We start from the raw sequence: 23148 nt of genomic DNA on the forward strand, positions 1-23148 counted from the left end.
GGTGGGCCGCGCCGTCACCCCTGCGTCGAGCCCGCAGCGGGGTGGCCGCAGCGCCGGTGAGCGGCGGGGCACGGACGGGGGCCGCGGACGGCGCGCCGCCCGCTCAGGAGCCGGTCACCACCACCGGGCGGTTCGCGGCGTCCGCCCCGGGTACCGCGACGGCCGCGCCGGCCTCGCCGACGTGCACCCGGCCCGCCGTGAGCCGTACCAGTTTGCCCGATTCGTCGATGTAAGCCGCCTCGTCGACCGCGTTCCAGGCCACCGAGCCGGTCAGCGGCGGCCCGGCGTGCCCGGCCACGAGGGGGCCGCCCGGACTGGTGACGCCGATGCGCGCCACGTCCACCAGCAGCGCGCCGGCCTTCTTGCCGGACGCTCCGTTCAGCAGCAGCCATCGTCCGTCCGGGGAGACGGCGCCGAGCCCGTCCTGGCTGAGCGTCGGACCGCACGCGGTCTCGATCGGGGTCAGGGTCCGGGACGGGTCGAGCAGGGCCAGGCAGGGCTGGTCGGTGCCCTTGCTGGACACCTGGCCGACGAGCCGACCGTCCGGGAGCGCCCCGTAGACGTTCAACGTGATCCGGTCCACGCCGGTGTCCAGCGGTGCCGTGGCCGGGCTCCAGAGCGCGTGGCCGGGCCGGGCCGGGTCGAGCCGGACCAGGACGGCGTTCCCGACGAAGCCCACCGGCACGGCGCCGGCCGGCGCGGGTGTGCGTACGGGGGCGATGAGCTGGGTGCGGACGAGCCCGGCGGCGGCGATCTCGTCGCCGTCGCGCCAGGCGACCTGCCGGCCGTCGGTGGCGACCACGATCGCGTCCGCGCCGTCCAGCAGCACCTGTGGGGTGCCGTCGCGGGGCACCGCCCAGAGCGTCCGGCCGGCCGTGGTCGGCGCCCCGATCACCAGCCATCCGGCGTTCTCCGGCAACCGCTGGGCGCGCTCCGCCGGACCGATTCCGGCGACCGCCACCCGCTCGCCGTCGGCGCCGAGGATCGCGCCGGCGAGGAGTACGTCGGGCCCCGCGTCGGGGGCGACCGGTGGCACGTCGACGCCGCCGGTCCCCGACGGCAGCGGCTCGGGCCGGACCTGGTTGGACGGGTCACCGAGTACGACCGTCGGGGGCTGGGTCGGTCGGCGCGTCACGTCCCCGAGCTGGACGATCCCGGCGCTGACCGCCACGGTCGCCACGGCGGCCAGGGCCAGCCCGGTCGTGGTCCGCTTCCGCTGGGTCCGCCGGGCGCGACGGATCGCCGCCCCGGCCGGATCCGCCGCGCCCGGACGGGGGGCGGCGACCTGCTGGGCGAACGTCTCCCGGACCGCCCGTTCCAGCTCGTCCTGCGTCACGTGCTTTGGACGCGCCGGGGCCCCGCTCAGGTTGTCACGCCGGGAGGAATTCACCCCTGCTCCCCGGCGGCGACACCGGCCGGCGCCGGCACTGCGGAGAGCTGGGCCACGACGGGGCCCGGGTCGGCGTCTCGTGGCGTCGGGAGCCGCCGCGCCACGACTGCCGGCTGCTCGTCTTCGCTCCCGGTCGCTGCGACCGGTCCCGGCTCGTCGGCGCTCGTCGGGCCGGCCGGGGTACCGGCGAGAACGGCCGCCGCCTCCACCGGATCGGCCGCGGTGACGAGTGGCCCGGCCTGTTCGAGCCGGGCCGGCAGGCCGCCCGAGCGGGCTGACCGGCTCGGCCGTGCCGGTTCGGCGGCCCGCTCGCCGGCAAGGTCGAGCGCCGCCTCGGCGCCCATCCGGCGGCGCAGCGTGGCCAGGGCGCGCGCGGTCTGACTCTTGACCGTTCCGGTCGAGATGCCGAGCAGGGCGGCCGTCTGCGCCTCGGACATGTCCTCGTAGTAACGCAGCACCAGGACCGCTCGCTGCCGGTTGGGCAGGGCGCGCAGGTGCCGCCAGAGCAGGTCCCGGTCGAGCTGCCGCTCGACCTCGTCGGCGCCGGCCCGCTCCGGGAGCACCTCGGTGGGGCGCTCCCCGTGCCAACGCCGACGCCACCAGCTGGTCGAGGTGTTCACCAGCACCCGCCGGGCGTACGGCTCGATCGCCTCGATCCCGCCGAGCCGCCGCCACGCGAGGTAGGTCTTCGTCAGGGCGGTCTGGAGGAGGTCCTCGGCGGTGGCCCAGTCGCCGGCGAGCAGGTACGCGGTGCGCAGCAGGGCGGCGGAGCGAGCCGCGACGAATTCGCGGAACTCCTCCTCCGACTGGTCCCTGCCGCCCACTGGACACCTCCTGAAAGCCCGGACCAACCAGGCTGCCATGGGCAGGTGCGCCGGGGCGAGACCCGAAGGTGTGCAGTTCATCCCATGTTCGGGGGAAACTGTCAGGCGCCGTCGTCGGCCTTCGCCTCGTCCGCCTCCTTGCCGAGCCGAGCCTCGACCGCCTGCGGCTCGTACATCTCCTCGACCACACGCAGGTAGAGCTCGTTCGGGTTGGGCAGGTTCTTGATCTCCCGGAGCGCCTGCTCCTGGCCGGCCGACTCCAGCACGAAGGTGCCGTAGTTGAGCGCACGGCCGGTCGGGGTCTGTTCGTACTTCATGTCGGTGACCCGCACCAGGGGCATCATGGCGACCCGCCGGGTGATGATCCCGTTGACCACCATCACCCGCTTGTTGGTGAGGATGAAACGGTCATACCACCAGTCGGCGACCCGCCAGGCCACCCAGCCCATCACCGCGAACCAGAGCAGCACCGCGACCGTGGTGAGCGCGCCGACGTCCTGCCCGGCGAGGAAGCCGGAGAGGTAGCCGAGCACGAACGTCGCCGCGATGCCGATGAGGATCGGGGTGGCGAGGTGGATCCAGTGCCGCTTCCACTCGCCCCGGTAGCGCTCGGTGGGGAAGAGGTAGCGGGCGACCAGTGAGCTGGGCTCGTCCTCCAGCGGCAACACCCGTCGAGGCGTGTTGCCGGCCGCGTCGGCGCGCAGCCCGGCCAGCTCGTCCTCCGAGATCACCGGCTGCTGGTAGCCACCCTCCGGGTCGCGGATCCAGGACCGGCCGGATCGGCCTTCCCCCGCGTAGCCGGGGCCGTCGCCGTAGCCGGCGTCGTCCGAAAAGGAGGGACCGTCCGAGAGGCCGGCGCCGGATCCGTAGCCGGGACCCTCGTCCGGAGGGACCCGTGGGATGGGCTCCGTGTCGCGTTCCCGCCGCTCCCGGTCGGGATCGTCGGGGTCGAACGGCGGACCGGGGGGGCTGCCCATCGGCGGTCAGGCCACCAGGCTGGTGAAGAAGTCGCCGAAGCCTTGGGCGATGTCCATGATCCCGCCGCCGAGCGACTTGAACACGTCCGCGGCGGAGTTCGGCCGGTACGCAACAAAGAAGATCAAGAATGCGATACCGGCCCAGGTGAGGACCTTCTTGACCATGGCGGGCCATCCTCTCGCGCGGCGCCGGGTCCCATTACCGCAGCGGCACCCAGAGTATCAGTGTGGTGTCGTACAGTGAATATCTGCGTCCGTTCTCCGTCATTCCGGCCGGCTTGTCAAGCCCTCCCGTGCAGATACGGAGATGGTGCGCCGTACACGAGTTCGGGGGGAGTCCACTCGGTCAGGTCGTGCAGCACGACATCCTCCGCGAGCAGGTGCCCCGCACTCGCCGGCCAGGCTATCGCATGGAGCCACAAACCCCGAGCCTCGCCGGCGTACGCGCTTCGATCTGCGGGAGAGCTCACCAGCCACAGTGGAGTCGGGTGCCCGGCCACCTTGATCCGGGCCTGCCCGACGTGCTCGGGGTGGCCCGGTCCGGGGTCGCTCAGCGCCTCCGCCAGCTGCGGTCCCGGATCGGGCCCGGCGATGGCGGCGAACCGGTTGCCCAGCCCCACGCCCGGCTCCTCGGCGATGAAGACCAGGTCGGCCGGGCCACCACCGAGCGGGGCGGGGCCCGCGCAGGCCACCGCCGTGGCGCGTACGCCGCTGCGGTCGTCCCCCGCGTACGCCACGCCGGTCATGGTCCAGCCGCTCGGCAACGGCCACGGGCACCACAGCGGCGTGCTCTGCCGCCCGGGCGGGTCGGCGTCGGCGACGATCCGCTCCACCACGCTGGCGACGATCTCGGCTCCGACGTGCTCGGGCACGTGCAGCGGCGGCACCGGTCCGCACCGGGCGCAGCGTGATTCGGAGTGCATGAGGTCGGGTGGCCGTACGGGCCCACCACAACGTGGACAGCTGACCGCGACACTCACCTCTCCACCGTCACCCCGTACGGCGGCGCCGTCAAGCGGAGCGGCCGCATCCGTCCCATCGCGACAACGGAGGGCGTGACACGCCGAGCCGCGTCACCCGGACGTGGGCGCGGCGAGCGGGCGGGTCACTCCGGGGGCGCTCCGGCGTGCGTCCGGATCCAGGCGTGCATGGCGATGCCGCTCGCCACTCCGGCGTTGATCGACCGCGTCGAGCCGTACTGCGCGATGGAGTAGACCTCGCCGCAGGCGACGCGCGCCGGCTCGGAGAGGCCGGGCCCCTCCTGACCGAAGAGGAGCACGCAGCGACGCGGCAGCGTGGCGGTCTCCAGCGGACGCGAGCCGGGCAGGTTGTCGATGCCGACGACCGGCAGATCTCGGGCGGAGGTCCAGGCCAGGAACTCCTCGATCGTCTCGTGGTGCCGGACGTGCTGGTAGCGGTCGGTGACCATCGCGCCGCGCCGGTTCCATCGCCGCCGCCCCACGATGTGCACCTCGGCGGCGAGGAAGGCGTTGGCGTTGCGGACCACCGTGCCGATGTTGAAGTCGTGCTGCCAGTTCTCGATCGCCACGTGGAACTGGTGGCGGCGCCGATCCAGGTCGGCGACGATCGCTTCCCGGCCCCAGTAGCGGTAGCGGTCGACGACGTTGCGCCGGTCCCCCTCCGCGAGCAGCTCGGGGTCGTACCGCGGGTCGGTCGGCGGGTCGCCCGTCCAGGGGCCCACGCCGACGTCGAGCTGGTCACCGGTCACGATCACCAGAGCGTACGGGTGCCGGGCCGGCACCAGCGGGCGGGTGGGCGGTTCAGCGCAGACCGAGCGCGTCGCCGAGACGGTCCAGGAAGCGCAGGTCGGCGGGGGCCGGCGGCTCCCCGACCGGCCGCACCTGACCGGGCGGGGGCACCCGGCAGACCCGGGCCGCGACGGACTGCGCCCACTGGCGGTACGCGGCCGAGTCGGCGGGGTCGGCGCGGCGGTCGAGCACCCGCACGGCTTCCCGGCAGGCGGCGAGGAGGTCGACCAGGTCGGTGTCTCCGGCGCCGGCCACCGGCTGGCCGTCGGGCCGGGCGTAGATCGTGCTCACCACCGCACGGACGAGGTCGCTGTCGAACGAGCGACCGGCCGTCAGCGCCTCCAGGCCGGCGAGCCCTTCGCTCAGCCCGCGGCGCGGCCGGCCGGGACCGGGCGCGGTGGCGGCCACCAGGATCCGGGCGGGCAGGCTCGTGAGCAGGTCCCATTCGGCGGCGGAGTAGACGGCGGTGGTCAGCGGTGCGGCGCGACGGCCGGCAGAGGGCGGCTCTCCGGCGACGGAGTGGCTCATGCCGCCGCTCCGCTTCGCTCCGCGGCGCCATGAGGCACCGACGCGCTGAGCCTGCTGGTTCGCTCGCTGCGCTCGCTCATCGCGGGACCTCCGGCGTCAGCATATGCCCCGAATCACGAAAAGAGCCCCTTCCCCACCAGAACCTGGGGAAGGGGCGAGCCGGCGGGTGTGCGCCACCCGGGCCGGCACCGCGAGATCGGTCAGCGCGGCTCGGGGAAGCTCGGTCGCTCCGGGTCCACGCCCTCGGGCACGTCGCTGAGGGCGTACTCCCGCTTGGGGACCATCACGCGGCGGCGGAACACGCAGATCAGGGTGCCGTCCTGCTTGTAGCCGCGGGTCTCGACCGAGACCACGCCCCGGTCCGGCTTGGAGGCCGACTCGCGCTTGTCGAGCACGGTCGTCTCGCCGTAGACGGTGTCGCCGTGGAACGTGGGCGCGACGTGCCGGAGCGACTCGACCTCCAGGTTGGCGATCGCCTTGCCGCTGACGTCGGGGACGGACATGCCCAGCAGCAGCGAGTAGACGTAGTTGCCGACCACCACGTTGCGCTTGAACTGGGTGGCCGACTCCGCGTAGTGGGCGTCCATGTGCAGCGGGTGGTGGTTCATGGTGAGCAGGCAGAACAGATGGTCGTCGTACTCGGTGACGGTCTTGCCGGGCCAGTGCCGGTAGACCGCGCCGACGTCGAACTCCTCGTAGTAACGGCCGAACTGCATCCTGGTCCCCTTCGACGGGCGGCGATGGAGTTCGGGACAGCATGCCCTACCGATCGATAAGGTGCCGCTCACGACCGGGGCCAGGCGGAAATGTCACACCGGCCACATCCGGGGGGGGAGACGCAATGAGCGGCGGGGCCCTCCCCGGCACCCGCCGCCCACGCTCTGATGTGACAGATTCTGCCGTACGCCCGTCCGGTTCGAACAGAGAGCCAGATCACATTTATTCTTTTGTTACAACACTCTCCGTGTTCGCGCGGACCCTCGGAGACGATCTCTGCAGTAGAGATACTCCTTGTCAAGCCCCCACTTCCCGATTCGTGTCGGTCAATCACGCGAACTCCCCCGGGAACGCTCCCATCACGCTTCGTCACGCAACTGCGACATGCACTTGCGTTCCGCAGGGCGGACACTGACAGACGCGGGTCGATGACCCGCCGTACGCCGACCGGCCCGGGCGGGTGCCCCGTTTCGACACCCGACGAGCGGGAATGCGATGCGGTCCACCCTGGTTCTACGGGGCGTACGTATAGCGCGCTGATCGGAGACTTCAATGGCAACCGTCGAGCTGACCACGGCGAACTTTGACGAGATGACCGGCAAGGACGGCATCGTCCTCGTCGACTTCTGGGCCGACTGGTGTGGCCCGTGCAAGCGGTTCGCCCCCGTCTACGAGCGCTCCTCGGAGAAGCACGAGAACATCGTCTTCGGCAAGGTCGACACCGAGGCGCAGCAGGAGCTGGGTGCCAAGTTCGACATCCGGTCCATCCCGACCATCATGGCGATCCGGGACGGCGTGATCGTCTTCGCGCAGCCCGGCGCGCTGCCCGAGTCGGCGCTGGAGAACCTGATCGAGCAGGTCGAGGCGCTCGACATGGACGACGTCCGCCGGCAGCTGGCCGAGCACAAGCACTGAGCCGGTGGTAACCGGTTCGACGGCCGGGCCCCCACCAGGGGAGCCCGGCCGTCGGCCTGTCTGCCGGCAGTCCGCCGGCTGAGCCCGGCTGGTCGGCGCGCCTGTCGAGCACGGCGGGTCGGCCCGCCGGTCGAGGGACCCTGATCGTCGGAGGGACCCATTTCGGCCCTTCCTTCCCGTAGGGTCACGATCCGATGGAGACCTTGACCCGCCGGGGACGGGCGGCCCGGGTCGGCGCGACGGCGCTCGGCCTGGCCGTGCTGTTGACCGGCACGCTCTGGGGCAGCGACGACGACTTCCCGTTCGGCCCCTTCCGGATGTACGCGACGTCCAACCCGCCGAACGCGCCCGCCCCGGACACCCGGGTCGAGGGCGTCGACCGCACCGGAACCGTGGTGAGCCTCGGCGAGGACGCGACCGGCCTGCGCCGGGCCGAGATCGAGGGCCAGCAGAGCCGGTACGTCGCCGACCCCGCCCGGCTCGCCGTGGTGGCCGACGCGTACGCCGAACGGCACCCGGACGCGCCCGCGCTGGCCGAGGTCCGCATCGTGATCCGCTGGATCGGCATCGAGGACGGGCGCCCGACCGGCCGGTACACCGACGAGACGGTGGTCAGCTGGCAGGTGCCGGCATGATCCGCTGGTTGACCGAGCCGGTGCCGCGCGGCCGAGTCGCCGCCTTCCGCACCGTGATCTACCTCTTCGTCGCCGCCGACCTGATCTTCTTCACCCCCTGGGTACGCACCCGGGTCAGCGTGCCCGGCGAGCTCTACCAGCCGCTGCTGGCCGGTCGGCTGCTGCACCTGCCGACGCCCACTCCGGAGCTGGTGGCGGTGATCTTCTGGGCCCTGCTGGGGCTCGCCCTGCTCGCGGCGACCGGGCGGGCGCCCCGGCTGCTCGGCTGGTCGGTCTTCGCGCTCTACCTCGAGTGGATGATCGTCGCGATGAGCTACGGCAAGGTCGACCACGACCGGTTCGGGCTGCTCGTGGCGTTGGCCGTGCTCCCCACCGTCGGGCGGGCCCGGCACGGCGACCCCACCCGCTCCGAGGCGGCCGGCTGGGCGCTGCGGGTCACCCAGATCGCCGTCGTCTGTACGTACTTCCTGGCGGCCTGGGCGAAGCTGCGCTTCGGCGGCCTGGACTGGCTGACCGGCTCGGTCCTCGCCCGGGCGATCATCCGGCGCGGCACGGAGCTGGCGGACCTGATCGCACAGGTGCCCTACCTGCTGATCGTCGCCCAGTTCGGCATCATCGCCTTCGAGCTGGCCAGCCCGGTGGTCTTCCTGCTACCCGCCCGGTGGCGGTCGCTGACGGTCGGCTTCTTCTACTCGTTCCACCTGGTCACCTTCGCGACCATCACCATCTCGTTCGCGCCGCACCTCGCGGCGATGACCGCCTTCCTGCCGCTGGAGCGGGTCCGGCCGATCCACTGGCTGCGCGGACTGCGGCGGTCCGGATCACCGGCCGCCCTCGGCCAGCTCGGCGAGCATCCCCTCACAGCTGCGGACGACGACCTGCGCCCCGCGCCGCTGGGCGAGCCGGAGCAGGGGGTCCTCGGCCCGGTCCCGCCATCGCCACTGGGCCTCGGCGGCGGCCTCCCAGAGCCGCCGCACGTCGGCGTCGTGCTCGACCCCGAGCCGGGTGGCCAGGCCGACCCCGTCCCCGCCGACCAGCCGGCGCGCCTCCGCGGCAACCTCGGCGTCGAACCCGAGCCGGGTGTCGCGTAGCGCGGCGAGCAGCCGCAGCTCCCGGAACTCGTGTGCCCCGGCGAGGATCTGCTCGACGGTCGCCAGCAGCTCGGCGGTGCCCCGCCCGGGTTCGGCCCGCAGCAGCGCCTCGACGGCCGCCAGCGCCGAGCGGGACTTGAGCGTCTCCCGGCGATCGACGAAGAACCGGCCGACCGACTCGCGCAGCTCGGCCAGGCCGCTGCGGCGGATCAGCTCGCCGGAGAGGGCCGCCCGGCCGTCACAGCCGGTACGCACCAGAGTGGTGGCGAGCCGGACCCCGAACAGCCCGAGCCGGTCCAGCAGCCCCGCGCGTACCTCGGCGTCCAACGGCACCGGCAGCTCACTGCGCAGGAAGCGGTCGGCGGAGAGCAGGTACGCCTCCAGCTGCGGCCTCGGCACCGCGGCGAGTTGGGCGAGCGCCGCGAAGTCTGACTCGCTGAGCACCCGGCCGGCGAGCCCGATCAACCCGCTGCACGCCACCACGGTGACGCCGAGGGCGTTCACCCGTGGATCGCGATGCTGGCGACGGGCGAGCTGGCGGGCGCTGAGCAGGGCGTCGATCTTCCCGCCCCCGGTCTCGTCGGCGCGGGCGAGCACCACGATGGTGTTGATCGGGGCGGCCTGCCCGACGGCGCTGTCCCGGCCGGACTCCAACACCCGCAGGTCGGTGCCGCGGCCGTCCCGGGTCAGGTAGAGAACCGCGTCCGCGTCCCGCAGCACGCGGTCCATCACCGGCGACCGACCATCCTCCACCGGGCCGGTGATCGCGGGAGTGTCGAGGAGAGTCACCTGCCGCAGCGCGCGGGTGGGCCAGCGGACCACGATGTCGCGCAGCTCGCCGGCCCGCCAGCCGACGAGGTCCACCCGCATCCCGGTCGCCGACTTCACCATCGTCAGCTCCTGCGGCGGCTGGTCGGCCGAGTACGCGGTCGCCCGTGGCTGCGGGCCGTCCTCGTACCAGGTGAAGACGGCACTGCCGTCGGCCCCGGCCACCGGCGCGACCTCCTCGCCCATCATCGCGTTGAGCAGCGTCGACTTGCCGGCACGCCAGGGGCCGGCGATCGCGACCCGCAGCGGCTGCTCCAGCCGGGCGAGCTGGTGCCGCAGGTGGCCGGTGGCCCGGGGATCGTCCCGGTACAGCTCGAGGGCCTGGTGCAGCAGCCCCCAGACCGCCTCGTCCAAGCGGAGCCCGACGGTCATGCCCGCGGCTCCAGCGGCGCCGCCGCCGGCCGGCCCGCGGTCAGCTGCTGGGCCTGGTCGTAGAGCGCGGCCAGCCGGGTCATCTTCAGCTTGATCTCCCGCTGCCGCTGGTCGCGGGCGGCCGCGTCGGTGTCGGCCGCCTGCTTGGCGGTACGCAGCGACTGCACGATCGCCTCCTGCAGCTCCTCGGTCAGCGCGGCGAAGTGGTCCCGCAGCATCCGCTGCACCTGGCGGGCCGTGTCCCGGCAGTCCTTGACCACGCGTACGAAGTAGTCGTCGACGTGGCGCTGGATGGCGGTCTTCGCGGTGGCCTGCCGACGGCGCAGCAGCTGCTTGCTCTCGTCGCGGATGCTCTTGCCTCCGAAGAGCGCGCCCGCGCCGATCGAGACCGGGTTGATCATCGGCATGCCGGCGAGGGTCATGGCCAGCCCGAACATCAGCAGGCCCCCGTACGAGCCCTTCATGCCCGTGATCACCTTCTGGCTGACGGTGAAGCGGTCGACGTTGGGCTGTTCGATCTCCGGCGTCCGGCCGGCCAGGTCCTCGGGCACCGTCATCGACCAGGGCGGCAGCACGTCGTAGCCGTACCGGGCGAAGTGGCCGGCGACCCGACGGGCGACGAAGTCGCAGCGCTGGGCCAGCCACTCGTGGTTGGCCTCGGCCGCCTCGGTGAGGTTGCGCGACAGCCACTCCTGGAAGGTGTCCCAGGCGACCAGCGGGTCGGCCGTGTCGAACGCGTCGTCGACCTCGCGCAGGATCTGACGGGTACGTTCGCGCAGGTCGTACTCGATGTCGGAGAGCAGGTCGGCCATCTCGTCGTTGAGCGTGTTCTGCCACCGCACGGAGCAGCGGCGCAGCTCCTCGACCTCGCGTTGGGCGGCGTGCAGCCGGGACATCGGTCCGGACTGCTCCTCGGCCTGCTGGCTCTCCAGCTCGGCGCGCAGCGGCGCGGCGAGCTGCTCGACCACCGTCCGGGCGGCCAGGCCGACCGTGGCCCGGGCCAGCACGTCGGCCTTGCCGGCCAGGTCCCGGTGCAGCCGGGCGACCAGCGCGGGGAAGCCGGACTCGGCGTTGAGGTCTCGGTCGTCGGCGGCGGCCGCGCGCAGCCGCAGGGCCGCCGAGACGGGGATCAGGGCCGCTGGCACGCCGGCTTCGGCGAGGTGTCGCTGGTTGCGATCCGCCACCGCCCGCCAGTCCGGCACCAGGTCGATCTTGGTCTGCACGACGAGCACGTTCGGGTGGGCGCGGGTGACGTGCAACAGCACGTTCAGCTCGGCCACCGAGAGTTCCCGGGTCGAGTCGGAGACGAGCAGCACGGCGTCCGCCCGGTTCAGCGCGGCGACGGAGGCCACGCCCGCGGGCGTGCCGATCTCGTCGGCGCCGGGAGTGTCCACGAGGACCAGCCCGGCGCCGAGCAGGGCGCGCGGGAGTCCGATCTCGACATACGCGGGACCACCTCCGGGCCGGCGGCCGTACGAGCCGGCGACGCCCGCCGGAATCTGCTCCACCGGCACCGGGGTCCGCTCCACGGTGCCGGGCAGCGCCGTCCCCGGTGACCGGCCCGGTGTCGGCGGTGGCACCTGGACCACGGCCGCCGCCGCGACCTCGGCGTGCTGCACGACGGTCGGCAGAACGGTGGTGCGGCCGTCGCCCACCGGGCAGACCGGTGCGTTGACGATCGCGTTCACCAGCTGGCTCTTGCCCTGGTTGGGCTCCCCGATGACCAGCACCCGCAGGGTCGGATCGAGCAGTTGCGCGCGCTTCTGCCGGACCGCCTGGAGCAGATCGCCACGTCCGTGTTCGCGGCACGTACGGGCGATCTCGTCCAGCACGTCGAGCCAGATCCCCGCCATCACCGCACCAAGTGTGCGGATTTCGGCTCAATTATCAAGAGGGGGGCGGAAGAAGGGGGAAGAAGATGGAGGGCCGGGCCGCCACCGCGACCCGGCCCTCCTGCTCCGACCGAGGGAGGTCAGAGCAGACCGTCGGTGATGCCCAGCAGACCGCCGCCGTGAGACGCCGAAGCGTCCCCGTGGACCCCGGCGTCGCCGGTCACCCCGTCGGTGACGCCACCGGTCACGCTGCCCACCGTGCCGGTAACGCCAGAAAGAAGCCCATCCACCTGGTGCGTCACGCCGCCCACCGTGCCCGGCACGTCGACCGGCGGGACGACCCCGCCGCCGCCGTGCAGGCCCAGCCCGCCCAGGGTGTCGTCGACGCCGAGCGAGTCGACGAGGCCGTCGACCTGGCCCGTGGTGCCGGAGAGCGTGCCGCCCAGCAGGCCGTTCGAGCCGCCGAGCAGGTTCTCCGGGGTGCCGAGCAGGCCGTGGTCGGTCGCGTCGAGCACCGTCGTCGGGCTGCCGAGGGTCCCCGTCACGTCCCCGACCACCGGGTCGGCGACGGAGTCCACGGCACCGACCACGTCGGCGTCGAGGGTGTGGGCGACGTCGTGCACCCCGGTCAGGTCGGTGCCGAGGCCGCCGGGGCCGACGCCCAGGCCGATACCGGGCAGCACCGTCACCCCGGCGGCGACCGACGTCGGGTCGACCGCGATGGCGCCCAGCACGCCGGCCTTGACGTCCACGCCGTTGTAGCCGTTGGTGACCGAGATCTGCTGCGCCACCTGCTGCAGCTGACCGACCACATCGGTCGCGTCGGTCACCAGCGGCTCGGCGCCGAGCTCACCGAGGACCGGGGCGACCGGGGCGAGCCCCTGCACCGGCGCGTAGTCGACCACCAGCGGCACCACGTCCTGCACGTCCGCGGCCGTGATGTCGGTGAGGCCGGCGGCCCGCAGCGCACCCTCCGGGTCGAGGTCGAACGCCGACCGGGCGTCGGCGTCGGTGAGCAGGTTGAGCACGAAGTCGTGCAGGGTCTGGTCCATGTGCCGCTTCTCCTCGGATGTGGGCGTCGGCGACCGCCGCTCGTCGACAGCGACGCTATGACCACCCTGCGGGACCGGGCATCGGGGAACGGCCCGCAATCCGTGGTGCCCGGTTAGGGTCTTTTCCGCATCGTCCGTTAGGGGGAGTGGGGGAATCGGGGCGGCCAGATTTAGGGTCCCGATGCCGGAGCGATCTCTGGTACGAACGTAGGAGCCCACGGGGATTCGCCGGGGGTGGGTCGTTCACCCCGTGGGAAACCCGCGGTGCGGCGACCGGCCGACTCCGGCGAAGGAAGAAGGCGCATGCCGTACGTCCTGGGGATCGACATCGGGAGCACGACCACCGCGGCCACCGTGGCCCGGCGCCGCGGCGCCAGCTGGGCCCGTCCCGAGACGGTCGCACTGGACACCGGCGCCGCCACCGTGCCGTCGGTGCTGCACCTCGGCGTCGACGGCACGCTCGTCGTCGGGGAGTCCGGCACCGACGACGGCAGCCGGACGGCCCGGGGATTCCTCCACCGGATCGGCGACGACGTGCCGCTGCTGCTGGCCGGAGAGGCCTGCCCACCGCACCTGCTCACCGCAGTGCTCGCCACCTGGGTGGTGGAGCGGGTCCTCGCCCGGGAAGGGGAGCCAGCCGACGCCGTCGTGCTCAGCCACCCCGCCGGCTGGGGACGGCACCGCCGCGAACTGCTGCACAACTCCCTCTGGGAGCTGGGCATGTCCAACGTGACGCTGCTGCCCCGTACGGTCACCGTCGCCGAGGGCCACGCCGCCCGGGGATTCGCCGGCAGCACCGCCGTGGTGTACGCCCTCGGCGGGGAGAGCTTCGAGGCCGCCCTGGTCCGGCGCAACGCGCACGGCCGGTACGAGACCCTCGGCCTCCCGCAGGGGCTGGACTGGATCGGCGGCTCCGACTTCGACGAGGCGCTCGCCGAGCACGTACGGACCACGCTGGCCCGGGAACTCGCCGCCGCCGGCCGCCGGGAGACGTACGCGACCCTGCGCGCGCTGCGGCCCGAGTGCGAACGGGCGAAGCGGGAACTGACCGTCGGCACCGAGACCGACGTACTGCTCAACCTGCCGGCCGGACCGACCCGGGTTCCGGTGACCCGGGCCCGGTTCGAGGAGATGATCCGCCCGGCCGTGCAGGCCACAGTGGATCTGCTGCTGCGCACCGTGCTCTCCGCGGGCCTGCGCGCCGCCGACCTCGACGCGGTCCTGCTGACCGGCGGCTCCACCCGGATCCCACTCGTCGCCGAGCTGCTCACCGCCGCCCTCCCGGTGCCGGTCGAGGTGGAGCCCGATCCGCAGCTGACCGCCGCCACCGGCGCGGCGTTGGCCGCCTGCCAGGTGGTGTCGCCGCGGCCGCGACCGTCCGAGCCACCGCGCGCACCCGCCCCCACCGCGGACGCACGCCACGACGTCGTACCCGGGCCGCACCGGCATCCCGGCCCCGCAGTGCCCGCGCCCCGACGCCCCGACCACGACCGGATGCACCACGCCGAGCCGCCACCCCGGCCCCCGATCCGGATCACCCCGCTGGAGCTGCCGAGGGCGTCGCGCCTCGTGCTGTCCCGGGGCCGGGGACGCGAAGGATGACCCCGATGACCATCAGCGCCCTCGCCGGCAACCGGCTGGTCCTCGACCGTGCGGCCCGGGACCTGCTCGACCGGGTCGCCACCGACCCGGCGGAGCCGCTGCTCGCCGCGGTGACCGGCCCCGACGGGCACGGCCGCAGCGCGTACCTCACCGAGCTGGCCCGGCTGCACCGGCGGGCCGGCGGCGCCGTGCAGGAGACCGCACCGGAGCGGGTCGACGCGGTCGACCCGGAGACCGTCCTGCTCGTCGACGACGCGCACCTGCTCGACGACGCCCGGCTGCGGGTGCTGCGCGAGCTGGTGAACGGTCGGCGGCACCGGCTCGTCGTCGCGTACCGGCCGTGGCCACGCTCCACCCCACTGGTCGACCTGGCCGACGCGGTGAAGCGGGAGGGACAGCTGATCCTGCTCACCCCGTTCGTCCGCGAACAGACCGCCGCGTACCTCGCCGCCGTTCCCGAACTCGGCCGACGCCCCGACCTGATCGACTTCGTGCACGGCCAGACCGCCGGGGTGCCCCGCGACGTGGAACGGCTGGCCCGGGCGCTGCGCGGGCAGGAGCCACGACCGGGCGCCCCGGCCGAGCCGCCCCGGCAGGCCGTCCTCGAGTTCGGCCCGGACCTCGACGACCTCTCCCCCGACGTCCGGCGACTGCTGCTCGCCGTCGCCGCGGGCGTACCGCTGCCGGTCGACCTGCTCGGCGCGCTGCTCGGCCGCGAACCGGCCGAGGTGGACGCCCTCGTCGCCGCGACCCGCGCCGCCGGCCTGCTCGGCCCGGACGGGCGGCTCGCTCCGCTGGTCCGCCGGGCGGTGACCGCCCTGAGCCCGGCCGCCGAGCGCACCGCGGTCTGGCGTCGGCTCAGCGAGGTCCAGCTCGCCCGGGGCGGCTCGGTGTTACCGCTGGTCCGCGCGCTGCTCACCGCCGGCGTCGCCGCGGACTACCCGGCCGGCACGCTGGAGGCCGCCGCCGAGGAGGCGCTCGCCACCGAACCGGCCCTCGCGGCGGAGCTCTTCGCGGCGGCATCGACCGCCGGCCGACCGGTCGCCGCCCGCCAGGCGGTCGCCGCGGCTCTCGCCGGCGACCTCGACGTCGCGCTACGCCTCGCCGACCGGCTGCTCGCCTCGGCCACCCCCACCGAGCGGGCCGAGGCGGCGCTGGTCGCCGCGACGGCGCTCGCCCATCGCGGTCAGGTCGGCCGCAGCGTGGAGCTGTACCGCTGGTCGGCCGCGGCCCCCGCCGCGGCGTTCGCCGCCATCGGCGCGCTCGCCGCCGGCGACCTCGCGGAGGCCGGCAGCGATCGGACGGGCGAGCGGAACGGGCCGCCGACGCTGCATGCGAGCGCCGCCCGGCTGATGGCCGAGGGCGTACGGGACAGCCTCGGCGGGACGCCCACGTCGGCGCTCTCCACCCTCGTCCAGGCGACGGCGCTGCTCGAACCGGACGGCCGGGCGGTGCTCCTGCCGGACAGCCCGGCCGCCCTCGCCGCCCTGACCGCCGTACACGCCGGTGAACTCGACATCGCAGAGCGGGTCCTCGACCGGGCGGCGGCCAGCGGCATCGGCGGCCCGCTGATGGCCCGCCGGCACCGGCTGCTCCAAGCCTGGATCCTGATGGTCCGGGGCCGCACCGCCGACGCCGCCGGCCGGCTCGGCACGGTCACCGGCCGCGGCCGGCCGCTCGAATCGCGCGACCAGCTCTTCGCCACCGCCCTTGAACTGGGCATCGCACGGCGCAACAGCGACCTCGGCGCGCTCCAGCGCGGCTGGGGGCATGCCCTGGAGGCCGTCGTACGCCACCCGGTGGACCTGTTCACGCTCCTCCCCCTCGGCGAGCTGGCCATCGCCGCGGCCCGCCTGGGCGACCTGGACCGGCTGGCGCCGCACCTGCACCGCGCCCGGTCGCTGCTGGCCCGGCTCGATGACCCACCGCTGTGGAGCACGCCGCTGCACTGGAGCGGTCTGCACGCCGCGATCCTCTCCGACGAGCCGGCCGTCGCCGACGAGCACGTGGCCGCCCTGCTGACTGCCGCGCCGCACAGCCGGTACGCCACAGTGGTCGCCGCTGCCGCCGCCAGCTGGGTCGACGTGCTGCGCGGCGTGGTCGACCCGGCCCAGGTGGAAGCCGCGGCCCGTGGGCTGCACGACGCCGGACTCTGCTGGGACGGCGCCCGCCTCGCCGGCCAGGCCGCCATCCGCACCCCGGACCGGCGGGCGATGACCGCGCTCCTCGACTGCGCCCGGACGCTCCAGGGCCGCCCCACCGGTGCCCGCACGAGCCAGCCGACCACGGCCGACGGTGACGGGCAGGTCGCCGACGCCCTCGCCGCACCCGCGGCGCACCGGCTCAGCGACCGGGAACGGGAGGTGGCCGAACTGGTGCTCGCCGGGCTGACCTACCGGGAGATCGGCGACCGGCTCTTCATCTCGGCGAAGACCGTCGAGCACCATGTGGCCCGGATGCGGTCCCGGCTCAACTGCGCCAACCGGGCGGAGCTGCTGGCGCTGCTGCGCACCATCGTGGCGCAGCGACCGGACACGGCGGCCGGGCAGCCCTGGCCCGGACGGGCGGCCCGATGAGCGGGCCCGAGGCGACGACCGCGCAGCGGGCCCGGCGACTCTTCGCCGGCACGGCGGTCATGCTGATCGTGCTCTGGTCGTACGCCGCGTACCTGACCGGCCGGGACGCCGCCGACCTGTTCCGGGTCCAGGCATTGTCGGAGACCGTGGGCCAGCCCACCGACCGGCTGATCCGCGACCTGCAGACCGAACGACGTCACACCGCCGGCGCGATCGCGGGTGGGCCACGGGAGACGGACACCCTCGCCGACGCGCGCAGCGGCACCGACCGGAGCGTGGCCGCCCTCCGCGACGCCATCGGCGGCACCGACCTGCGGCTGCTCACCGCCGGCGCGGTACGCGACCGCGCCGACACGCTGCTGCGTCGGCTCGACGGGCTGACCGACCTGCGCGCCGAGGCGGACGCCGGCCACGCCGAGGCGGTCACCGGCTACGACCAGCTCATCGACCTGGCCTTCGCCGTCTACGGCCCCGAGTGGGGTGCGCGGGAGAGCGACCTCGCCGCCGAGACCCGGTCGGTCGTGGCGCTCGCCCGCACCCGTGAGCTGCTGGCCCGCGAGGACACCCTGCTCACCGCCGCGCTCACCGGCGGCCGGGTCACTCCCGACGACCGGCGCCGCCTCAACGAGCTGATCGACGTCCGGCGGTACGCGGGCGCCGAGGCCGTCGCCGGGCTGCCCGGCAGCGACCAGGACGCCTACCTGGCCCTGACCCAGGGCCCCCGGTTCGCCGCGCTGCGCTCCCTCGAGGAACGGCTGCTGGACCCGGCCGGCGCCGGTCCGGAGCCCGGCGCGCAGGAGTGGCAGGAGGCGTCCGGGGCGGCGCTCGCCGCGCTGGACGACCTGGTCAGGTCCACCGCCCGGGAGAGCGTCCGGCGGGCCACCCCCGGCGCGGCCCTGCTGCTCGTGCGTACCGGGGCGGTGCTGGGTCTCGGCCTGATCGCGCTGGTCACCCTGGTGCTCGCCGGGGCTCGCGCGGTGCGCCGACCCCGGGCGACCACCCACCGCGCCGTCCACACCGGAGCCCCCGCGCCGGCCGGTGCGCCGCTCAAGCCACCGCCCGTCGACGAACGCACCCGGCCCCCCGCCGCCGGCCGCAACGGCGGCCCGTCCGGAGCCGCCGGCCGGGACGATCGCCCACCCGGAGCCGCCGGCCGGGACGATCGCCTGCCCACCGGGCCTGGTCGCGGGGACGGCGCTCCGGTGGTCGCCCGCCGTGACGAGCAGGCCGTCGCGGCGGCCACCCGGGAGCTCTTCCTCCGCCTCACCCAGCGCAACCAGGTGCTGCTGCGCGAGCAACTCAACCTGCTCGACCTGATGGAGCGCCGCGAACACGACGCGGAGGAGACCGCCGAGCTGTTCCAACTCGACCACCTCGCCACCCGGCTGCGCCGCAACGTGGAGAAGCTGGTCACTCTCGCCGGGGCCAGACCGGCCCGGCGCTGGCGACGACCGGTGCCGCTGCTCGACGTGGCCCGCGGCGCCGTCGCCGAGGTCGCCGACTACCAACGCGTCCTGGTCGCCCCGCACTGGCCGTGGCACCTCGCCGGACCCGCGGTCACCGACGTCACCCACCTGCTCGCCGAACTCGTCGAGAACGCCCTGGTCTTCTCCTCGGCGGAGACCACGGTCCGGATGACCGGCGAGCAGCGGCCGGGCGGCTGTGCCGTCGTGGTCACCGACGACGGGCCCGGCCTCGATCCGGCCGGCCTCGCCGCGGCGAACCGAATGTTGACCGATCCGCCGATGGCGGGTCCCCCGTCCGGCCGCACCGGCCTGTACGCTGCTGCCCTGCTCGCTACCCGTTGCGGTGCCCGGGTCTCGCTGCAACCCGGTCCTCGTGGCGGAACGGCGGCGATCGTGCTGCTCCAGACCGCCCTGGTCACGCCGACGGGGCCGGACGGTGCGGCGCCCGGGCCGGGTGGCCCCCGGCCCGGCCCGTCGGCACGGCCACCGGCCGGGCCCGGCGGCGTCGGCGGCCTGCCGGTGCGGACCCGTCACCCCGGGTCCGGTCAGCCCACGCCGGTCAGGGCCGGCACAGACACGGTTGAGATACCGGCCCCCAGAGCAGCGAGAGGACGCTCATGACGCATTCAGTGGTCACCACCGACGGCCTGACCGAGGCCCTGAACGACTTGGTCGACCGGGTGCACGGCGCCGAGTTCGCGGTGGTGCTCTCGCCCGACGGGCTGCTGCTCGGCGCCAGCCGTGAGGTCCACGACGACCTGGCCGGTCAACTCTCCAGCCTGGTCGCCGGGCTGGAGGCGCTCGGTTCGGCCGCCACCCGGGTCTGCGTCGGCGGCGCCCTACGGCAGATCGTCGTGCAGATGGCCCGCGCCTTCCTCTTCGTCGCCACCACCCGCAACGGCGCCATCCTCACCGTCCGGATCGGCGCCGACGCCGAGGTCGGCGACATGGCGTACGAGGTGGCGCTCTTCGTGGGGCAGGCCGAGCAGCACCTGCCGGTGTACCTCGCACCGGCCTCCACCGTGACGGGCGGGGAGATCGGTGCAGCCGACCGGAGCGCCTGACGAGGCGTGGTACGACGACGACGCCGGACCTGTCGTCCGTCCGTACACCATGACCCGGGGCCGCGCCGCGCCCGAGCGGGGCCGATTCGACCTGATCACCCTGATCATCACTCGCGGTCCCGGCCCCGCGGCGGGACGCCTCTTCCCCGAACAGGCGGCGATCGTCGAGATGTGCCACCGGCCGCTGTCGGTGGCGGAGATCGGCGCGGAGCTCGACCTACCGGTCGGCACCGTCCGGGTGCTCCTCGGCGACCTGCTCGCGGCCGGGCTCATCGAGACACACGAACCGCCGACGCTCGCCGAGCTGCCCTCCGAGGACCTGCTCAGGGACCTGCTCGCCGGGCTCCGCGCGCTCTGAGCCGACGAACCACCGTGGCCGCCTCGCCGCGTCGAACCAGTTGAAGGGGGAAGTAGGCAGTGCCGGCATCACCGCCGCAGCCACGGCGAACCATAGCGATCATCGTGCTCGACCGGATCGTGGCCCTCGCCCGGTCCGTCGGGCGTACGGTCACCGGCCGGAGCACAGGGTCACGCGCCGCCCGGATCGCCGTCCTGGCCGTCCTGACGGTGCTGGCCGCCACGGCGGTCCCCGTCATCCTGATGCTGCGGGCACCGGAGCAGCTGGCCCCGGTGGCACTCGACCCACCACCCAGGACCGGTCCGGCGGCCCCCACCGAGCCCGGCACTCCGGGCGCGGAGGCGCGACCCGCCGCGTCCGCCCACCCCACAACCAGCCACCCGGCGGCGACGTCGAGCCCGAGCAGCGCGGCGCCGCCGTCCCGCGCGCCGGCGAGCGCGTCCGCCCCGGCGCCGACACCGCTGCGCGCCGAGCTCTCGATCGACGAGAGCGCGCTGCTCAGCTACCGCGCGGCGGTGACCATCAGCAACCCGGGGACGGCCCCCGCGCCGGACTGGACCCTGGTGGTCACGCTGCCCCGGGAGTCCCTCAAGCTCACGGCGGTCACCGGGGCTCGCGCCACCCGTGCCGGCGCCACCTGGACCCTGGTGCCGGACGACGGCGGGCAGGTGCCGGGAAAGGGCTCGGTGCAGGTGACCTTCCGGGTGGCCGGCGCACTCGTCAGCGCGGCCCCGACGGCCTGCACCATCAACGGCGTGACCTGCACCGGCCTCCCCGACTGACCCCGCCTGCGGCCGTCGGCGGAGTGGCCGGCCGACCACGGCAGCAGCCATCGGCGGGTGGCCGACTGACCACGGCGGCGGCCGCCAGCAGCGTGGCCGACTGACCACGGCAGTGGCCGCCAGCGGGTGGCCGGCTCAGCGCGGCGTTGACGGTCGGCGGGGTGACCGTCGCGGACCGGCGCGGCCGGACCGGTCAGTCCCGGTGCGCGGCCGGCACCGCACATGCGGCGGTGCCGCCGGGCAGGCGGTGGCGATTGCGCGCCACCCAGCGGTACGCGGGCCAGGCGGCGGCGCGCGCCGGTGGGAAGCGCAGGATCGCGCCCGGGATCCGCCAGAGTGGACCGCTGTCGCCGAGCAGCCGGGCGATGGCGTCCGGCCCGGCGGCGCGTACGCCGTCGACGCCCACCCACTGCACGGCCTGCTCGCACTCCGCCTCGGTCAGCCCGAGGGCGGCCAGGTCGGCGAACTGCCACGGCAGCACCCGGGCCGAGGTGGGGATGCGCCGCTCGATGAACTCGGCGCAGCGGGTGCAGAACGCGCAATCGCCGTCGTAGACGAACGTCGACCTCTCCATGCCTCCATCCTCCACCCGGAGGCCGTGGCGCGGCCGGCGAGGTGGCCGGGGACACGGCGTGCGGGCTTGCGCCGCGCTCGTACGTGTGTTCGAATAATGCCCATGCGCTGGGCCAACCTCGCCGCTCCCCCGGCCGAGGGGGCTCCCGAACGGGCAGCGCCAGCGACGCCACCCCTGCCGCTGGCGCTGCCCGGCGCAACCGTGCGCACCTTCGACACCCCCGGCTTCGCCGGCATGACGTTCTACGAGGTGCGGGCAAAGTCGATCATCAATCGGGTGCCGGGCGCCTCCCGCGTCCCGTTCGAGTGGACGATCAACCCCTACCGTGGATGCAGTCATGCTTGCAAATATTGCTTCGCGAGAAATACTCACACCTACCTCGACCTCGACGCCGGGGCGGACTTCGACCAGAAGGTGATCGTCAAGGTCAACGCCGGTGAGCTGGTCCGGCGGGAGCTGGCGGCGCCGCGCTGGCGGGGCGCGCACATCGCGATGGGCACGAACGTCGACTGCTACCAGCGCGCCGAGGGTCGCTACCAGCTGATGCCGCAGATCATCGCGGCGCTGCGCGACTTCGCCAACCCGTTCTCGATCCTCACCAAGGGCACGCTGCTCCTGCGCGACCTTCCGCTGCTCCGGCAGGCCGCCGAGGTCACCCGCGTCGGCGTCTCCTACTCGGTGGGCTTCGTCGACGAGCGGCTCTGGCGGGCCGTCGAGCCGGGCACCCCGAGCCCGCGCCGCAGGCTGGACGCCGTCCGGACGCTCACCGACGCCGGCTTCTCGGTGGGCGTACTGATGGCGCCAATCCTGCCCGGACTCAGCGACGACGACGAGTCGATCGACGCCACGGTGGCGGCGGTCGCGGCGGCCGGGGCGACAAGCGTTTCGGCGATACCGCTGCATCTGCGCCCCGGTGCCCGCGAGTGGTACGCGAACTGGCTGGCCCGGGAGTTCCCGCACCTGGTGCCCCGCTACCGCGAGCTCTACCGGGCCGGGTCGTACGCTCCGCAGGCCTATCAGCGGGAGTTGACCGCGCGGGTGCGGATCGCGTCGCGCCGCCACGGTATGCATCGGGGCGAGCGGGGCGAGAGCCGTGATCTTCCGGAGCCGCCGTCGCCGCCCGCCGCCGAGCAGCTCACTCTGCTCTGACCGCGCGCGCCGGTGGCGCCGTTCCGGAGCTACAGTCGCCGGGTGCGTACCGCTCAGCAGATCCTCGCCGACTCCGCCGTGATCGCCGTCGTGGGCGCGTCCCGCGATCCGCTCAAGGCGGCACACAGTGTGCCGCTGCAGATCCAGCGGCACGGCTGGCGGATCATTCCGGTCAACCCGAGCGCCGATGAGCTGTTCGGGGAGAAGGTGTACCGGACGCTCGCCGACATCCCGCACCCGGTGGACCTGGTGAACGTGTTCCGGCCCGCCGAGGACGCGGTCGACGTGGTCCGGCAGGCGGTGGCGATCGGTGCCCCGGCGGTGTGGTTGCAGCTCGGCATCGTGTCGCCGGAGGCGCGACGGATCGCCGAGGAGGCGGGCATCGAGTACGTCGAAGACCGCTGCCTCGCGGTGGAGCGCGCCGTAGGCGCCCTGACCCGCCGCCCCTAACCCCCGAACCCGACCCCGTCCCCACCCCCACTCAACCCGTTGATCATGAGGTTGGCGGCGTAGTCGATCTGGCGGTTTCTAGGGTTCAGTGCAACTGATCTTGGTTGTGTTGGGGGTGTGGGTGGCCAGGCCGGGGGTGTTGACGTTCGGGCATCGGCAGGTGCTGGAGCATCTGTGGGGCTCGGGCCGGACGATCT

At 74.1% G+C, this 23148-nt stretch carries 22 protein-coding genes; 11 read left to right on the forward strand and 11 right to left on the reverse strand.

The genetic code is table 11. The features are described 5' to 3' along the window. Positions 1 to 103: 103 nt before the first annotated feature. The 8 genes from D7044_RS31005 to D7044_RS31035 all read right to left on the reverse strand — a co-directional run bounded on the left by D7044_RS31005 (position 104) and on the right by D7044_RS31035 (position 6204). Positions 104 to 1336, reverse strand: coding sequence for a hypothetical protein (locus D7044_RS31005; RefSeq protein ID WP_120691006.1), 1233 nt, complete (start codon positions 1334 to 1336; stop codon positions 104 to 106). 50 nt (positions 1337 to 1386) lie between these two features. Further along, the gene (locus D7044_RS33175) at positions 1387 to 2214 is read right to left on the reverse strand and encodes a SigE family RNA polymerase sigma factor (protein WP_233562869.1); all 828 of its coding nucleotides are present in this window, start codon (positions 2212 to 2214) and stop codon (positions 1387 to 1389) included. Between the two features lie 101 nt (positions 2215 to 2315). Next, complete coding sequence (locus D7044_RS31015) at positions 2316 to 3191, reverse strand: PH domain-containing protein (protein WP_120673472.1); 876 nt, start codon at positions 3189 to 3191, stop codon at positions 2316 to 2318. Positions 3192 to 3197: 6 nt separating this feature from the next. Then, complete coding sequence (locus D7044_RS32750) at positions 3198 to 3356, reverse strand: hypothetical protein (RefSeq protein ID WP_007455302.1); 159 nt, start codon at positions 3354 to 3356, stop codon at positions 3198 to 3200. A 116-nt stretch (positions 3357 to 3472) separates the two neighbouring features. Next, positions 3473 to 4171: a DUF6758 family protein gene (locus D7044_RS31020; RefSeq protein ID WP_325050628.1), complete on the reverse strand. Its 699-nt coding sequence runs from the start codon at positions 4169 to 4171 to the stop codon at positions 3473 to 3475. A 125-nt stretch (positions 4172 to 4296) separates the two neighbouring features. Then, positions 4297 to 4920 (reverse strand): TrmH family RNA methyltransferase, encoded by a 624-nt coding sequence (locus D7044_RS31025; RefSeq protein WP_120673943.1) that lies wholly within the window; start codon positions 4918 to 4920, stop codon positions 4297 to 4299. Between the two features lie 52 nt (positions 4921 to 4972). Further along, positions 4973 to 5488: a hypothetical protein gene (locus D7044_RS31030; RefSeq protein WP_120673474.1), complete on the reverse strand. Its 516-nt coding sequence runs from the start codon at positions 5486 to 5488 to the stop codon at positions 4973 to 4975. Positions 5489 to 5688: 200 nt separating this feature from the next. Beyond that, entirely contained in the window at positions 5689 to 6204 is a 516-nt protein-coding gene (locus tag D7044_RS31035; RefSeq protein ID WP_120673475.1) for a MaoC family dehydratase, read from the reverse strand. Positions 6205 to 6757: 553 nt separating this feature from the next. Between D7044_RS31035 and trxA the strand changes: the two genes are divergently transcribed. The 3 genes from trxA to D7044_RS31050 all read left to right on the forward strand — a co-directional run bounded on the left by trxA (position 6758) and on the right by D7044_RS31050 (position 8846). After that, positions 6758 to 7120: a thioredoxin gene (gene trxA / locus D7044_RS31040; protein WP_120673476.1), complete on the forward strand. Its 363-nt coding sequence runs from the start codon at positions 6758 to 6760 to the stop codon at positions 7118 to 7120. 194 nt (positions 7121 to 7314) lie between these two features. After that, positions 7315 to 7755, forward strand: coding sequence for a hypothetical protein (locus D7044_RS31045; RefSeq protein ID WP_120673477.1), 441 nt, complete (start codon positions 7315 to 7317; stop codon positions 7753 to 7755). Continuing rightward, positions 7752 to 8846 (forward strand): HTTM domain-containing protein, encoded by a 1095-nt coding sequence (locus D7044_RS31050; protein ID WP_233565187.1) that lies wholly within the window; start codon positions 7752 to 7754, stop codon positions 8844 to 8846. Before D7044_RS31045 ends, D7044_RS31050 begins: the two co-directional genes overlap by 4 nt. 1196 nt (positions 8847 to 10042) lie before the next feature. On the opposite strand, the gene D7044_RS31060 is transcribed toward D7044_RS31050, so the two are convergent. After that, positions 10043 to 11899 (reverse strand): dynamin family protein, encoded by a 1857-nt coding sequence (locus tag D7044_RS31060; protein WP_120691008.1) that lies wholly within the window; start codon positions 11897 to 11899, stop codon positions 10043 to 10045. A 119-nt stretch (positions 11900 to 12018) separates the two neighbouring features. After that, positions 12019 to 12930, reverse strand: coding sequence for an IniB N-terminal domain-containing protein (locus D7044_RS31065; RefSeq protein WP_120691009.1), 912 nt, complete (start codon positions 12928 to 12930; stop codon positions 12019 to 12021). Positions 12931 to 13233: 303 nt separating this feature from the next. On the opposite strand from D7044_RS31065, the gene D7044_RS31070 reads away from it, so the two are divergent. The 6 genes from D7044_RS31070 to D7044_RS31095 all read left to right on the forward strand — a co-directional run bounded on the left by D7044_RS31070 (position 13234) and on the right by D7044_RS31095 (position 20778). Then, positions 13234 to 14532 (forward strand): Hsp70 family protein, encoded by a 1299-nt coding sequence (locus tag D7044_RS31070; RefSeq protein ID WP_120691010.1) that lies wholly within the window; start codon positions 13234 to 13236, stop codon positions 14530 to 14532. A 5-nt stretch (positions 14533 to 14537) separates the two neighbouring features. Then, positions 14538 to 17108: a helix-turn-helix transcriptional regulator gene (locus D7044_RS31075; RefSeq protein WP_120691011.1), complete on the forward strand. Its 2571-nt coding sequence runs from the start codon at positions 14538 to 14540 to the stop codon at positions 17106 to 17108. Next, the gene (locus D7044_RS31080; RefSeq protein WP_120691012.1) at positions 17105 to 19195 is read left to right on the forward strand and encodes a nitrate- and nitrite sensing domain-containing protein; all 2091 of its coding nucleotides are present in this window, start codon (positions 17105 to 17107) and stop codon (positions 19193 to 19195) included. Before D7044_RS31075 ends, D7044_RS31080 begins: the two co-directional genes overlap by 4 nt. Further along, on the forward strand, positions 19192 to 19638 hold the full coding sequence (locus D7044_RS31085; protein ID WP_120673484.1) for a roadblock/LC7 domain-containing protein: 447 nt from the start codon (positions 19192 to 19194) through the stop codon (positions 19636 to 19638). The genes D7044_RS31080 and D7044_RS31085 overlap by 4 nt, the downstream gene beginning before the upstream one ends. Then, positions 19616 to 19996 (forward strand): DUF742 domain-containing protein, encoded by a 381-nt coding sequence (locus D7044_RS31090; protein WP_120673485.1) that lies wholly within the window; start codon positions 19616 to 19618, stop codon positions 19994 to 19996. Before D7044_RS31085 ends, D7044_RS31090 begins: the two co-directional genes overlap by 23 nt. A 104-nt stretch (positions 19997 to 20100) precedes the next feature. After that, a complete protein-coding gene (locus D7044_RS31095; protein WP_120691013.1) occupies positions 20101 to 20778 on the forward strand; it encodes a cellulose binding domain-containing protein in 678 nt (225 codons plus the stop codon). A 193-nt stretch (positions 20779 to 20971) separates the two neighbouring features. Here the strand turns inward: D7044_RS31095 and D7044_RS31100 are convergent, their stop codons facing one another. Continuing rightward, positions 20972 to 21352: a thiol-disulfide oxidoreductase DCC family protein gene (locus D7044_RS31100; RefSeq protein ID WP_120673487.1), complete on the reverse strand. Its 381-nt coding sequence runs from the start codon at positions 21350 to 21352 to the stop codon at positions 20972 to 20974. Between the two features lie 102 nt (positions 21353 to 21454). Here D7044_RS31100 and D7044_RS31105 point away from each other — a divergent pair, with 102 nt between their 5' ends. Then, entirely contained in the window at positions 21455 to 22501 is a 1047-nt protein-coding gene (locus D7044_RS31105; protein ID WP_120691014.1) for an Rv2578c family radical SAM protein, read from the forward strand. Positions 22502 to 22543: 42 nt separating this feature from the next. After that, the gene (locus D7044_RS31110; RefSeq protein WP_120673944.1) at positions 22544 to 22951 is read left to right on the forward strand and encodes a CoA-binding protein; all 408 of its coding nucleotides are present in this window, start codon (positions 22544 to 22546) and stop codon (positions 22949 to 22951) included. The last annotated feature ends 197 nt before the right edge of the window (positions 22952 to 23148 follow it).

This window comes from Micromonospora musae, assembly GCF_003626635.1.
Taxonomy (GTDB): Bacteria; Actinomycetota; Actinomycetes; order Mycobacteriales; family Micromonosporaceae; genus Micromonospora; species Micromonospora musae.

What these genes read in the sequence shown, in the direction of transcription:
- D7044_RS31015 (WP_120673472.1), bottom strand. Translation starts at nt 3,191, where the DNA reads ATGGGCAGCCCCCCCGGTCCGCCGTTCGACCCCGACGATCCCGACCGG.
- D7044_RS32750 (WP_007455302.1), bottom strand. Translation starts at nt 3,356, where the DNA reads ATGGTCAAGAAGGTCCTCACCTGGGCCGGTATCGCATTCTTGATCTTC.
- D7044_RS31030 (WP_120673474.1), bottom strand. Translation starts at nt 5,488, where the DNA reads ATGAGCCACTCCGTCGCCGGAGAGCCGCCCTCTGCCGGCCGTCGCGCC.
- D7044_RS31035 (WP_120673475.1), bottom strand. Translation starts at nt 6,204, where the DNA reads ATGCAGTTCGGCCGTTACTACGAGGAGTTCGACGTCGGCGCGGTCTAC.
- trxA (WP_120673476.1), top strand. Translation starts at nt 6,758, where the DNA reads ATGGCAACCGTCGAGCTGACCACGGCGAACTTTGACGAGATGACCGGC.
- D7044_RS31045 (WP_120673477.1), top strand. Translation starts at nt 7,315, where the DNA reads ATGGAGACCTTGACCCGCCGGGGACGGGCGGCCCGGGTCGGCGCGACG.
- D7044_RS31050 (WP_233565187.1), top strand. Translation starts at nt 7,752, where the DNA reads ATGATCCGCTGGTTGACCGAGCCGGTGCCGCGCGGCCGAGTCGCCGCC.
- D7044_RS31060 (WP_120691008.1), bottom strand. Translation starts at nt 11,899, where the DNA reads ATGGCGGGGATCTGGCTCGACGTGCTGGACGAGATCGCCCGTACGTGC.
- D7044_RS31065 (WP_120691009.1), bottom strand. Translation starts at nt 12,930, where the DNA reads ATGGACCAGACCCTGCACGACTTCGTGCTCAACCTGCTCACCGACGCC.
- D7044_RS31070 (WP_120691010.1), top strand. Translation starts at nt 13,234, where the DNA reads ATGCCGTACGTCCTGGGGATCGACATCGGGAGCACGACCACCGCGGCC.
- D7044_RS31075 (WP_120691011.1), top strand. Translation starts at nt 14,538, where the DNA reads ATGACCATCAGCGCCCTCGCCGGCAACCGGCTGGTCCTCGACCGTGCG.
- D7044_RS31080 (WP_120691012.1), top strand. Translation starts at nt 17,105, where the DNA reads ATGAGCGGGCCCGAGGCGACGACCGCGCAGCGGGCCCGGCGACTCTTC.
- D7044_RS31085 (WP_120673484.1), top strand. Translation starts at nt 19,192, where the DNA reads ATGACGCATTCAGTGGTCACCACCGACGGCCTGACCGAGGCCCTGAAC.
- D7044_RS31100 (WP_120673487.1), bottom strand. Translation starts at nt 21,352, where the DNA reads ATGGAGAGGTCGACGTTCGTCTACGACGGCGATTGCGCGTTCTGCACC.
- D7044_RS31105 (WP_120691014.1), top strand. Translation starts at nt 21,455, where the DNA reads ATGCGCTGGGCCAACCTCGCCGCTCCCCCGGCCGAGGGGGCTCCCGAA.